The organism is Spiroplasma endosymbiont of Acasis viretata, from assembly GCF_964031275.1.
In the GTDB taxonomy this organism is placed as follows: Bacteria; Bacillota_I; Bacilli_A; order Mycoplasmatales; family VBWQ01; genus Spiroplasma_E; species Spiroplasma_E ixodetis_A.
In genome coordinates this window covers 1,331,414-1,344,281 of sequence record NZ_OZ035019.1, presented here as the reverse complement: position 1 = coordinate 1,344,281, position 12,868 = coordinate 1,331,414, and the positions used below count along the sequence as shown (strand labels likewise).

19 protein-coding genes and 1 pseudogene are annotated in these 12,868 nt (G+C 23.0%); 1 reads left to right on the top strand and 19 read right to left on the bottom strand.

What is annotated here, in order from left to right; all coding sequences use genetic code 4:
- The first annotated feature begins 453 nt into the window (after nucleotides 1-453).
- Nucleotides 454-1,271: pseudogene (locus tag AAHM96_RS07530) on the top strand (IS5 family transposase).
- Nucleotides 1,272-1,507: 236 nt separating this feature from the next.
- Here the strand turns inward: AAHM96_RS07530 and AAHM96_RS07525 are convergent.
- From AAHM96_RS07525 to AAHM96_RS07440, 19 genes are all read right to left on the bottom strand, one after another.
- Nucleotides 1,508-1,780 (bottom strand): hypothetical protein, encoded by a 273-nt coding sequence (locus AAHM96_RS07525; protein ID WP_342273120.1) that lies wholly within the window; start codon nucleotides 1,778-1,780, stop codon nucleotides 1,508-1,510.
- Nucleotides 1,781-1,815: 35 nt separating this feature from the next.
- Nucleotides 1,816-2,013: a hypothetical protein gene (locus AAHM96_RS07520; RefSeq protein WP_342273119.1), complete on the bottom strand. Its 198-nt coding sequence runs from the start codon at nucleotides 2,011-2,013 to the stop codon at nucleotides 1,816-1,818.
- 506 nt (nucleotides 2,014-2,519) lie between these two features.
- A protein-coding gene (locus AAHM96_RS07515; RefSeq protein ID WP_342273012.1) for an IS5 family transposase occupies nucleotides 2,520-3,309 on the bottom strand; the annotation gives its coding sequence in 2 pieces (ribosomal slippage) (nucleotides 2,520-3,047 and nucleotides 3,049-3,309; 789 coding nt in all).
- 37 nt (nucleotides 3,310-3,346) lie between these two features.
- A complete protein-coding gene (locus AAHM96_RS07510; protein WP_342273118.1) occupies nucleotides 3,347-3,613 on the bottom strand; it encodes a hypothetical protein in 267 nt (88 codons plus the stop codon).
- Nucleotides 3,614-3,615: 2 nt separating this feature from the next.
- Nucleotides 3,616-4,038 (bottom strand): transposase family protein, encoded by a 423-nt coding sequence (locus AAHM96_RS08605; protein WP_425288788.1) that lies wholly within the window; start codon nucleotides 4,036-4,038, stop codon nucleotides 3,616-3,618.
- Nucleotides 4,039-4,040: 2 nt separating this feature from the next.
- Entirely contained in the window at nucleotides 4,041-4,433 is a 393-nt protein-coding gene (locus AAHM96_RS08600) for a transposase family protein (protein ID WP_342272745.1), read from the bottom strand.
- 67 nt (nucleotides 4,434-4,500) lie between these two features.
- On the bottom strand, nucleotides 4,501-5,616 hold the full coding sequence (locus AAHM96_RS07500; RefSeq protein ID WP_342273117.1) for a hypothetical protein: 1,116 nt from the start codon (nucleotides 5,614-5,616) through the stop codon (nucleotides 4,501-4,503).
- A gap of 3 nt (nucleotides 5,617-5,619) precedes the next feature.
- Nucleotides 5,620-7,317 carry a hypothetical protein gene (locus AAHM96_RS07495; RefSeq protein ID WP_342273116.1) on the bottom strand — a complete coding sequence of 566 codons (1,698 nt, stop codon included), beginning with the start codon at nucleotides 7,315-7,317 and terminating at the stop codon, nucleotides 5,620-5,622.
- 15 nt (nucleotides 7,318-7,332) lie between these two features.
- The gene (locus AAHM96_RS07490; RefSeq protein ID WP_342273115.1) at nucleotides 7,333-8,532 is read right to left on the bottom strand and encodes a hypothetical protein; all 1,200 of its coding nucleotides are present in this window, start codon (nucleotides 8,530-8,532) and stop codon (nucleotides 7,333-7,335) included.
- A 19-nt stretch (nucleotides 8,533-8,551) separates the two neighbouring features.
- Nucleotides 8,552-8,929 carry a hypothetical protein gene (locus tag AAHM96_RS07485; RefSeq protein WP_342272903.1) on the bottom strand — a complete coding sequence of 126 codons (378 nt, stop codon included), beginning with the start codon at nucleotides 8,927-8,929 and terminating at the stop codon, nucleotides 8,552-8,554.
- Nucleotides 8,930-8,945: 16 nt separating this feature from the next.
- The gene (locus AAHM96_RS07480) at nucleotides 8,946-9,134 is read right to left on the bottom strand and encodes a hypothetical protein (RefSeq protein WP_174480113.1); all 189 of its coding nucleotides are present in this window, start codon (nucleotides 9,132-9,134) and stop codon (nucleotides 8,946-8,948) included.
- 34 nt (nucleotides 9,135-9,168) lie between these two features.
- Nucleotides 9,169-9,327, bottom strand: a complete 159-nt coding sequence (locus AAHM96_RS07475) for a hypothetical protein (RefSeq protein WP_338978877.1) — start codon at nucleotides 9,325-9,327, stop codon at nucleotides 9,169-9,171.
- 16 nt (nucleotides 9,328-9,343) lie between these two features.
- Complete coding sequence (locus AAHM96_RS07470; RefSeq protein ID WP_342272902.1) at nucleotides 9,344-10,168, bottom strand: hypothetical protein; 825 nt, start codon at nucleotides 10,166-10,168, stop codon at nucleotides 9,344-9,346.
- Nucleotides 10,169-10,179: 11 nt separating this feature from the next.
- Nucleotides 10,180-10,416: a hypothetical protein gene (locus AAHM96_RS07465; protein WP_342273114.1), complete on the bottom strand. Its 237-nt coding sequence runs from the start codon at nucleotides 10,414-10,416 to the stop codon at nucleotides 10,180-10,182.
- The gene (locus AAHM96_RS07460) at nucleotides 10,416-10,553 is read right to left on the bottom strand and encodes a hypothetical protein (protein ID WP_281747958.1); all 138 of its coding nucleotides are present in this window, start codon (nucleotides 10,551-10,553) and stop codon (nucleotides 10,416-10,418) included. The genes AAHM96_RS07465 and AAHM96_RS07460 overlap by 1 nt, the downstream gene beginning before the upstream one ends.
- Before the next feature lie 299 nt (nucleotides 10,554-10,852).
- Nucleotides 10,853-11,146, bottom strand: a complete 294-nt coding sequence (locus AAHM96_RS07455; protein ID WP_281748863.1) for a hypothetical protein — start codon at nucleotides 11,144-11,146, stop codon at nucleotides 10,853-10,855.
- A 2-nt stretch (nucleotides 11,147-11,148) separates the two neighbouring features.
- Nucleotides 11,149-11,613 (bottom strand): hypothetical protein, encoded by a 465-nt coding sequence (locus tag AAHM96_RS07450; RefSeq protein WP_342272900.1) that lies wholly within the window; start codon nucleotides 11,611-11,613, stop codon nucleotides 11,149-11,151.
- 8 nt (nucleotides 11,614-11,621) lie between these two features.
- Nucleotides 11,622-11,825 (bottom strand): hypothetical protein, encoded by a 204-nt coding sequence (locus tag AAHM96_RS07445; RefSeq protein WP_281748220.1) that lies wholly within the window; start codon nucleotides 11,823-11,825, stop codon nucleotides 11,622-11,624.
- Between the two features lie 344 nt (nucleotides 11,826-12,169).
- Nucleotides 12,170-12,364, bottom strand: coding sequence for a hypothetical protein (locus AAHM96_RS07440; RefSeq protein WP_342272899.1), 195 nt, complete (start codon nucleotides 12,362-12,364; stop codon nucleotides 12,170-12,172).
- Nucleotides 12,365-12,868 lie beyond the last annotated feature (504 nt).

The following is a 12,868-nucleotide window of genomic DNA, read 5'->3' as shown; positions in this document are numbered from 1 at the left end:
TAGTTTCTAAATTAGTAATTTCTTGACTTACAGCATTTATTTGAAATGCAATAGGAAATTGTGCTTTTGTATCTTCTAATTTTTTATCTACTTCTTCTTTTTTATAATAATCAGTTAAATCAGTAGAACCACCAATAGCACTAATAGTATTAGTTTTTTCATCAATCTTAATATTTTCACCAGCAGTTAATTTATTTTGTTTTTTATCTAATAAATTATTAGTTTCTAGTTTTGTATAATAATCACGTTCAGTATTTTCTTCTGCTATAAATTCAGTTGGTGTTCCTTTTCCAATATATTGATATAAAAGAATAGAAGCAGATGTGTAATTATCATTATTAGAGACAACAGTAATATCATTTCCTTCCTTAGTAAATAATAATTAGACTTGGTGCAAAACCTTTAATTTTAATAATTTAACGGTTATTATTAATATCAAAGGTGATAATTATTATGTTAAAAAAATACAAAGATGAACAAGAATTTTATAGTTTAGTGGGAATAAAACTACAAACATTTCAAAAAATGGTTGAAATTTTAAAAAAAGCTGAAGCAATTAAAAAAGCAGTTGGTGGTAAACCTAATAAATTATCAATAGAAAATCGTTTATTAATGACATTAGAATACTGAAAAGAGTATAGTAGTTATAGAGTTATTGCAAAAAGATATAATATTAGTCATACTAGCTGCATTCGTAATATTTTTTGAATTGAAAATACTTTAATAAAAAGTGGAATTTTTAATTTATCTGGCAAAAAAGATTTAATCAAAAATAAAGGAATCAATAATACTTTACTAGCTATTGATGCTACTGAAACTCCAATTGAAAGAATTAAAAAAAACTAAAATTACTTTTTTCGGGTAAAAACAAACATCATACTCTTAAATCGCAAATAATTATTGATATTTTAAATGGAAAAATTATTTCAACCGCTTTTTGTTTTGGAAGCATTCATGATTTTAAATTACTTTTAAAATCTAAAACTTTTATTCATCCAGAAAAACAAGTTTTTGTTGATTCAGGTTATCAAGGAATACAAAATATTCATAAAAATACATTTTTGCCATTTAAAAAAAGTAAATACAATAAATTAATACCAATTCAAAAAGAATACAATAAAACTTTAAGCAAAATTAGAATTAAAATTGAACACGTATTTGCTAAACTAAAACGTTTTAAAATTTTAACTTTAAAATATCGCAATAAAATACGAAGATTTGCATTAAGATTTAATTTAATAGCAGGAATATATAATTTTGAATTACCTTAGTTTTGCACCAAGTCTAATAAAATAAGTATTACAATTGCTACTTAAATTATTTTCCTTTAATCAGTTTTGATAAGTTGATAGAGCCTTTTGTTCTTTTTGAGTTAATTGCATTATTACCCTACCTAATCTTTTCAAGATATTTCGTTAGATTTATTACTACTGTTTTTTTGTTCATTTAAAATTTGTAAAATCATATCTAATTTCTGATTTATATTATTGTCAAAGCTAATCAATTTTTAAAAAATTAATTTACTATGTGTAACTAAACTTAAAGCATCATTTGATTTGTTTAATTTTTTATGAATTACAAATCTAGCACTAATTTCTTTTTCACCAATTGAACCATCACCAGTACCGTTGTAAATTGCAGTTAAATCTAAACCTAATTTAGATAAATCAATTCCATAAAAATATCACAATTTTGTACTTGATTTATTTGCATAATGTTTACCTAAATAATGAATTTTAATTTTTTCATTTCTAACATCAATACCAGTTTCTTCTAGCATTTCTTTGATAACAGTTTGATAATGGTTATTATTTTCTAATCCACCTGTGATAGTACTATATTCACTAATTTTCTTATTTTTAAATAATGGGTTATATTCTTAGTTAGTAAATAATGAAACTCATTATCTTTTAAAACATAGGGTAATATTGCAACTCCTTGATTATTGCATCAAGGTTCTTCAACTCCGTGCATGAATTCTACTTTAATAAGTTTTAAATATTCTTTATTCATAAAAAATCTTCCTTTCAAATAAAATTTAGAAATAAAAATCGCAACCAAGGTAATAGGTTGCAACGCGTTTATTTTTAAACTTCTTTAAAATGAAAAAAAGATTAAAATAAAAAAAATAGATAGGCTTAAATAATTTTGAATCGGTGTACCTAATACTTAGTATTTAATTTTTATAGATTAATCTTATTACATTTAATTAAAATTTCAAGTGTAATCTTTAATTTTGTCATTATTTAGTGAAAATTTCCCATTGATTATCGAATAATAATTTCCTAAAAATAAAGTTATTTTATACTATCAAATATTTAATTTAAAAAATCTCTAATTAGAGATTTTTATTTTTTGAATATTAAATCATATAAATTTTTAAATCGTTTGTATATAAGCAAATTTAATGATTTAAAATTAATTTTAAATATATAAAGATATTGAAATCACCATATCTTATTTTTTACATTTTTGGTGAGCTTGGTTTAGTGCTACTTATTAAATATTTAAGAACCTGTTTAAAATCTTTTCAATAAAATTGAAATAAAGGCAAGAACAACCATTTGTAAGCTAGTATTTAATTTTTTTTCACAATTTTTTCATAATCTTCTGCATTTTTCTAATCATGCAAAACTTCGTTCTACAACTCATCTTTTTGGTAATACTACAAAAGAATGTAATTCATTACGTTTTATAACTTCAACATTTGCATTTATAATTGTTTTAATTTTAGAAGCAAATTTTTCACCAGTATAACCAGCATCTACTAGTATTTTTTGAACTGCAGAAAGATTCTCTTTTTCATTTTCAATCATTATTATAGCACTATTACGATCTGTTTTTTCTGCTGTGGTTATGTAAATTGCATGTGGTAAACCTTGAGAATCAACAGCAATATGACGCTTTATTCCTGAAATCTTTTTACCAGCATCATAACCTTTATTTTTAGTAGTATCTGTATTTTTAACACTTTGTGAATCAATTATATAAAAACTAGTTTGTTCTTTTCTACCATTATTGATACGAAATGCCTTGACTAATTTTTTTTAAAACTAATTGTAATACACTAGGTTCTTTATCATTATTTTTACTTCAAGCTTGAAAATAATAATATACAATTTGTCATTTTGGAAAATTTTTTGGTAACATTCTTCACTGGCAACCACTTTTTAATACATATAAAACTGCACAAAATACTTCATATAAATCTAAACTTCTTGGTTTAGTTCTCTTTTTAGTATTTTCTAAAATTGATTTTATATTTTCAAATTGCTCTTTGCTAACATTACTAGGATAATTTTTACACATATATACCTCTTATTTTAAAATATATAATCATTTTATCCTATTCTCTAAAAGATTTTAAACAGGTTCTAATATTTTTTGATATTTTATTTTCTATTTGGTTAATTTCCAACGCCATTTTTTTAAGATTTAAAAGTTTTTTGTCTAAATGTTTTAATCTTTCATTAATTTGCTTATTTTCAACTATAAGATTGTTATTTTTTTTATTTAAATAATTTACTTTTTGATTTATATTTTCTATAAATAAATTGTCATTTCTTTTTTTCGATTTATTAATTTCATCTTTAAAATAATAGACTTGGTGCAAAACTAAGGTAATTCAAAATTATATATTTCTGCTATTAAATTAAATCTTAATGCAAATCTTCGTATTTTATTGCGATATTTTAAAGTTAAAATTTTAAAACGTTTTAGTTTAGCAAATACGTTTTCAATTTTAATTCTAATTTTGCTTAAAGTTTTATTGTATTCTTTTTGAATTGGTATTAATTTATTGTATTTACTTTTTTTAAATGGCAAAAATGTATTTTTATGAATATTTTGTATTCCTTGATAACCTGAATCAACAAAAACTTGTTTTTCTAGATGAATAAAAGTTTTAGATTTTAAAAGTAATTTAAAATCATGAATGCTTCCAAAACAAAAAGCGGTTGAAATAATTTTTCCATTTAAAATATCAATAATTATTTGCGATTTAAGAGTATGATGTTTGTTTTTACCCGAAAAAAGTAATTTTAGTTTTTTTTAATTCTTTCAATTGGAGTTTCAGTAGCATCAATAGCTAGTAAAGTATTATTGATTCCTTTATTTTTGATTAAATCTTTTTTGCCAGATAAATTAAAAATTCCACTTTTTATTAAAGTATTTTCAATTCAAAAAATATTACGAATGCAGCTAGTATGACTAATATTATATCTTTTTGCAATAACTCTATAACTACTATACTCTTTTCAGTATTCTAATGTCATTAATAAACGATTTTCTATTGATAATTTATTAGGTTTACCACCAACTGCTTTTTTAATTGCTTCAGCTTTTTTTAAAATTTCAACCATTTTTTGAAATGTTTGTAGTTTTATTCCCACTAAACTATAAAATTCTTGTTCATCTTTGTATTTTTTTAACATAATAATTATCACCTTTGATATTAATAATAACGGTTAAATTATTAAAATTAAAGGTTTTGCACCAAGTCTATTGTATTTTTACATTATCATTTACATTTAACTCATCTAATTTAATAGTTTTTTGTGTTGTTCTTTGAATTTCACCACGTAGATTAAATATAGTTTTTTTATCCCCATATATATAATTATCAGTAGGATCACTAGAAGATTGATAAATGTAACCTCATATTGCTAAATATGTTTTACCAAATTGACTACTAGGGATAAAAGAATTCATTTTTTTTCATAAAGGACTAGTTTCAATATTAAATCAATTATTTTTAACATCATTAATATTTTCATTTGCTTTAATTAATTCAGTATTTAATTTGGTAATTTCATTTTCATTAGTAGTAATTCGTTTTTGTTGTTTAGCAGAAAAATCACAAGTTGGTGCATGTGTATAATCACCAATTTGAGGATTATTTTGTAATGCTTCGGGTGGTAATGTACCAATTTCATCAGGTCAATCTAAAATCATTGTTTCAGTTTCTTTATCATAATCAGTTGCAACATAACCTTTATTAATAAATTTACTAACAGGACCTCTATATATTTCATTTTCATTATCATCAACTAAATCATCATATAATTTAATTTGTTTTGATAATGTAAATTCTTTTTGTTGTTCGATTAATTCATCAACTTGATTTCTAGTATAAAATGCTTTTAAATCAATTTTTTCAACATCTATTTCATCATCATTATAATTTGATAATATTTGTTTTAATTCTGTTAGTCTTGCCCATATTTTCATTCTACTTGGTGCTAAATCTCAAACATTAATTGTAGGAATACTATTTGCACTAAATTGACTACCATTATTAAACTGAATAGTAGCATCAACATTAAATTCAATTGGTGTACGATTAAATACTCAATGTTCAGCGGTTACATAAACCATATCTCTTAATGTTTCTTTAATTAATTCATCTTTAAAACTATCAAAAGGAAATTTAGATAAAATAAAACCAAGATAAGCATTAATATCATTTTGAGCACGAATAGCAAAAGTTTTAAATCAATCATTAACATTTGGTCATGTTTGTATATATTGCTGTGGTGTTTCTGTAATTTTTCCAGTTAATGGATATCAGTTATTATAATTTTCTAGACTGACACCAGTTCAAAGTTTATTAATCATAATTTATCATTCCTTAAAAAATGCTTTTTTATAATGTTTAGTTTTTGTTTTAGTTTTTCTATGTGATATATGAATAATTTCTTTTTGTAATTTTTTCTTACCTTTTTCTGCAACTTGACTATATGCAAATTTTTCTAAATGATGTAATAATCCAGTACCAAATAAAGTATTAACTGAAAACTTTAAACCAACATTTTTAAATGATTTGTTAATATTTTCAATAGGATTATTAATAACATTTACTACTTTATGATAAGTTCTTATTATTCTAAATATTTCTCTATATACTTTAAAACTATCTCTAATTACTTGTTGTAAAACTGGTGGAGCAAATGCTATTGCTTTTAATCATTTATTACGATTAACACCATAACCAATGTATCAACCACTATATCAACGATATCAATGGAATGGATGTATTTGAGTAACAAAAGTTTTTGCTTTAAGAATACTATCAACAACTGTAATTGGTTTATATTTAGGATTACGATGATAAATAGTAATTGCACATTTATCTAATGACAAAGGTTGAATTTTACAACCCATAAATACTGGTGAATTTAATGGAATTAATTGTGCATGTTTAATTGCTCTTTTTTCTGCACTAGTAAATAAATCAGTTGCTTTTTCTTTTAATTTCTGAATTTTTTCAAATGCTTGTTTTTCTAACTTTTCAAATTTTTCTTGTAATTTATATATACTTTCTCGTATTTTTTCAAAATATGGTGTATCTTTTCAAAATTTATTTAAACCTTTTTTTAAATAAAATCTAATATCAAAATATTTAAAAGTTTGATTTGCTTTTAAAACAAGTTGATGAATAACATTATTTTTAAAATTAAATTTAATAGCATTAGCACGAATTTTTTGTAAATCTAAAATTAAAGTTTTTCCATATCTATTTTCTGTATGTATTGTATGAACTAAATTTAATCAATCATGTTGATTCATTTTTAATACTTCTTTTAAATCAGTATTAAATTTTTTTAAAAAGTTATTTGCTTTTTCAATATCTTTAATTTTAAATTTAGGAGTTAATTGTGGACTTAATTTTATTAATGTATTTTGTAATAATAAGTGTTCTTTTAACTTTTGTATTTCTAATTTTTGAAAATTATTTTTATATTCTCTTTCAGCAACATAACCTAAATCTCGTAATACTGTTTCACGATTAGGAGTAAAACTATAATTCATTAAATAACGTTTATTACCAATAATTTTATCTGTTAAAATTTCTTTTCCACTTACTTGACTAATAATTTCTTGTAAATTTTTTGCTTCTTTAATACCAACTTGTTCTAATGTTTTAGTTTCTTGTGCTAGTTTAATAAATTTAGTTGTGCGATAACCACGACTAATTTTATTAAGTCCAGCAAATGCAGGTAATAAATTTAAAAAAGTATTTAATTTTGTTACATTTCCTTTTAAATAATCATAAACTTGATTAATAGTAAAATCAGTTGTAGCATAAATACCAAAATTAATAGTACTTGCAATCAAATCACTTGCACCTAATCCAAGGGCTACACTTTCACTTAATCCACCAGTAAAAGGAGCAAGTGCTACTGCTATAACTTGTACACCAATCATTTCTAAAATTTCTCATCAAAAACTTTTATTTTCTTGTTGTTTACTTATTCTAGTATGTTTTGGTTTATTTATGCTTAAAAGTATTGCTGTACTAGTTGTACCAATTGGCATCGCATTTAATTTCCTTTATTTAAGAGTTATTTTAATTGGATTTGTTGAACCTTTATAATTTAAATCATTAACATTTGAAGAAATAACTATGTATAACTCACCCGCTTTTTGTTTTTGATTATTTATATTAGTTTTTCCTTGTGCATCACTAAAATATTTAATAGTTGGATTTGTTAAATTAGGATTTAATGATTTAAGTTCATTAGTACTTTTTATTTGTGTATTTAATTCACTATTATTGTTATTAACATTTGCAGTAATATCAGTTGTTAAACTTGTAATTTTAGTTTTTAAATCAGTTTTATCAGTATTAATAATTCCACATGCCATTCAACGTGATGTTGTTTCATTATTAGAAATATAAGGTATTGCTTGACCTGTAACTTCTCCACCAACTAAATACATTCTTCCAACTTTACCATCTGCCACTTCTTGAACATAAATAATTGTATCTTGCAACATATATCTTTTCATTGCTCTTGGCGTTGCTAAAACAAATGACATAATTTCATCATCATTTTTATCATTTTTAAAAGTCATATAGTCATCCATTACAATTTGACATAATACACCTTTAATATATAAATCATTACCATTTAATCTTAATTGTTGTGCAATTTCATTATCAGTAATTAAACCTTTATTATCTGCCAAGTAAACTATACTATCATAAAGAGCATTAGTAATAAAGAATCTACAATTTGCAATATTTCTATATTGAAATAATGTATTTCATGCCCCCAACATTGCTTCTACATATTTAATTGCTTGTGATTTTGGTTCTGTTGATTTTTCAATCATAAATTTAATTGCATATTTTGCAATTACATTAGTATTGTTATTAGCTAAATAATCTGCTAAATCATTAGCAACTTCATATTGCATACTTTGTAATAAATTTTGTCCATTTTCTGCTAATAAATCTTTTGCTGCAATTGTTTCGCCAGCAACAGCTTCTTCTGTAATTTCTTTAATAATTTTATCTGTATCAGCATATCCGACATCTATTCTTTTACTCTTATCATTTCATTGAAGAACTTTAACTTTTGGGTCTTTTGGTTTTTTAACTATAAATTCAATTCTTGTTGAATTAACCATTTCGATAGGAAAAAAACTTGCCCATGGACTATTTGATTGTTTAAAAAATTCTATAAATTCTGGTGCTTCTACTAATTTTTCGGTATTATCTAAATTTTGTTTGAATGGTACTGACATTTTTTTTATTTCCTTTCTGTTATAAATTATTTTTCTTTTTATAATCCAATAAAGTACTTTTTATTGAAATTGGCTCATTTGTTAGTATTGTTTGTGGTTTACCACCTGTATTAATTATTTCTTTAAATACTGGTTGTTCTTTAATAATTTTTTTAATAGTTTCTTCAATTTTTGAATTTTCTAAATTATTAGTTTTAAATTTTAAAAAATCATAAAATTCAGTTTTAACTTGATATTTTTTAAATATATTAATTATTTCTTTTTCTTTAATTTCTTGATTAAGTTTATTTAACTTATTTTCTGCTTCATTAACTTTATTTTCTATTTCTTGTGAAGAAGCATTGTTTTCAGTTAAAGGTTCAGTTGTTTGTTGAACATTATTTTCATTTTCTAACATTTACATCACCTCTTTATTATTTATTTTCTTTATTAATTTTTTCATTTAATTTTGCTAATTTTTTTTGATGTTTGATAATTTTGTTATTTGCTCTAACATGTTTTGGAGTTGTGATAAATCTTTTTAATAAAACAATAATTTCTCTGCAAATTAATGTTCCAACACTTGTTCCAATAATTATTAATTCATGTAAAAATTCTTTCATCTCAATATTTTCCTTTCAATTGTTTATTTTTTAATTATTCATCAAATTGACCACCATTAATTCTTTCAATCATTGATTGTGAATTACTTACAACTTCTACTAATAAAGATAGTTTTCTTTCTAATTCTTCTATTTGTTCGTTATATGTTTTTATTTCATTATTATAATATTCAAGTATTTTTTCTTTATTCATAAATTATTCACCTCCTTTATAAACTCATGTGATTATAATCTCAATTTAATGAAGCATTATCGTGATTTAATGCTACTTCGCTCATATTATCACTACCGTATTGACTAGTTGTTTCACTATTAATTGTGAATCTATTATCATTTACTAATCTTGCAGTTTCATCATTAAATGATGTTTCTTGCATTTCTTGAATATGATTTGTAGTTTCCATAGGTAGTAAATTATGGATTATTTCACTTGCACCAGCAATTATGGTAGGTACTGAATAAGCATTATTAAAATCATTATTAATACCCATTGCAACACCACTTGATATTAAACATCCACCAGTAGCCATATTACAAATCTTTCTTATCGCTTCAAATTTATTAGGTATTAACTCAGTTAATCCACTAATAAGATTTGAAATACCATAAGCATTTAATGAAATATAAGTATCTCAATCCATTAATGACTGATGTTCTTGTTTATTTAATAATAATCATGGAGGACCCTCAGTTGTAGTTGTAGTAGTTATTGGAGTTGGTGTTGTTGGAATAATAGGAGTAATATTATTTTCACTTCATTTACTATAATTTGCTAATCCAATTGTTCCTAAACCTAATAATATTTTTTTAGAACTATTAATTAATTTAGTTTTAGTATTTGGTCTTTGATTTAAATTTCAAATATCTAAACCTAATTTTTTACCAAATAATAAACTATTAATTGAACCTAATACTGGATTTACAATTACTTGACCATAATAAGCACTTGTACCAATCATTGCACAAATTGGACTTATTCCAGTTCTAATTAATTTAATTAAAGTATAATTTGATTGATTTTCTATATTTGGCATTTTATTCTCCTTTAATTTTCTAATTTTTTAATTGTTACTTTAATTCAACCTTGATAAACATCATTATCACCAACTATTAATGCAACATTACTTTCTGGGTCCGAAACAATTATGTGTTTGGATTTAACATTTGGGTATTGTCTTAAAATAATTGCTCTAATATCATTACTTGTATGAATTGCTTTTGGAAATGATGATAATATTTCAATTTCATCTTTATTTTCAAACAAAGTAGGTAATATTATCATTAGTCAAATTCACCTTTTTCTATTTTTTCAATTAATAAATTTAAAATATTTTTGTCAAAATCAGAGTTTGTATAATTAATTTTTTTAGTTCATTTAATTATATCTTTCATATATTTAAGTAATTTTTCTTTATTCATTATCAATATCTCCTAAATTTCTTCAACTTCTTCTATTTCATTTATTAACTGATTCTAATCAACAACTATTACAGGTATTGGATAAAAAGTTTTCTTTTACTTTATTGCACATAGAACATTTATCTTCATATTTCATATTATTTCTCCTTATTTTCAATTTGATTAGCAATTTCATTTAATATTTTTAATACTTTATATTCATTTTTTAATTCTTTAATAATAAATATTAAAAATATTATTAGTGTTATGCTTGTTATTAATATTGGTACTATTAATAAAATTTTTCATAATATCATTTTTTACTCTTTTCATTTTTTAAATCATTTAACATTAATTGAACAAAATGCACGATTTTTAGGAATATTTAAAGTATTAAAAATTTGACCAGTTACTATAATTTCATCGTTTTTGTTTAATAAAATACAGCGTCTATAAAATTTTGGGTTGTTAAAAATTAAAGTAACATAGTTTAAACCATTTCACTGACCTCGAACACTATAATATAATTCCTTATTACCTTTTTCGTAATATTTTGCTTCAATAGTGTTACTAAGTTTTACTGTTAATTTGACATAATTTGCTTTATCTTTCATGTTTATAATTTCCTTAAATAATTATCAAAAATTAATATTTTTTTATGATTTTTTAAATAATATTGAATATGCTTATAAGCATCTTGTTCATGTTTTGTTAATTTTATATTTCCTTTATAATTTGTTATTTTATTTTTATTTTTTGGGTGGTTTTCTAGATAATCTCAGTTGAAAACATCTTGAACTAATACCATTAATGCACCAATGATTTTAGGCGTTGATAATGGATTAGTTAGTAATTGTTTTGAATTTAAAAAGAAATTTTCTACAATAACTAATATTTTTTTATCAATAAATTTTTCTTTAATTAATTGAAATTTTTCTTTATACATATTTTTAGTTCATAAAACAGTTAATGTATTGAATGTTTCATTAAAAATAATATTATTAGTTTCATTTGAATATATAACAATTCCATTATTACCAATTCCAGCGGGGTCAATTCCAATAATTAAGTCATATTGCATTAATTAAGTTAACCTCTAATAACTGTTTTAATAATTTCTAAATTACAATTACATCAACAATATTTACATTCTTCAATAAATTCTTTATGACCACAAACTAAATTATCTTTTTTTAAATCATCAATCAGTTTAATTAGTCCTATTTTAAATTCAATATCATCACTGTCTGGTATGCAAATCGTTCCTCTTTTAGTTAAATATTCTTTATCCATATTTATACCTCCTACTTAACCTAATATTTAAAATACAATCATAACAAATCGCTTTACTATTTTTATCTCTTAAAAAATATTTTCTTGTTTTTATATCATTAGTATTAAAGAATAAATAATCTAATTTATGCTGTTTACATGTTCAACAAAAATACTTTTTCATAATAGTTCTTTCTAATATGTTCTGTTGCTTCTAGCATAAAGAACATATATTTTTATTTTTATATTATTAATACTATTAGTTTTATTCATTCCATGAAAACTGGGCTCAAAAATAAATTGTGAAATTTTAAAAAGAAATCGAGGCATTCGATTCAATATTTATTTAATTTATGTTTAATAAATTAATATTTTAATTGAACCGGCACCGCTCAATTTTTTTTAAAAGTTTGAAATTTATTTTCTCGCCCAAAAAAATTTTCAAAAAAATAAAAAATAAAACCAACACTTGCTCACTGGGGGGTGGCAAGGTTGGTTAAATAAAGAATAGAATTAATACAATAGGTCCCTACAACAGGTCTATATATACTAGTTTCCAATTCGCTCCCACCCCAAGAATTACCATTAAATGGTTAGTATATTTTATTAGGTATCACTCCACTTTTTATTTATACATGCAAGTCCACATGTTCTAGCTACTATTTTTAACAACTGTGTTGTAGTTCACTTTTTTAGTTCCCTAACACGTGTTGATAATAGCGTTAAAGAAGATTATTAATTATTAACTTTCTCCTACTTGGTCACTGCGTGTAGTAGATATTTAAAGAGTGTTAATAATAAAAATTTTAAAATTTTACAATTACACAAAAAAAGACAAGATTTTTATTCTCGTCTTTTGTCATTTATTTTTAATTCAAGGGTAAAAAAAGAAAGGAGCTATTTTTAAAACTTTTTAGTTATCGACATCTTCGACACGCTCCCAATAAAAATCCCTAATTAAGGGATTTGCCTAAGAGACCACGTACTTTACATACGCTTAGTAATCATAACGGTATACGGTTTATCTTAAAGGACTTTATTACATTATAACATATTAAAAACTT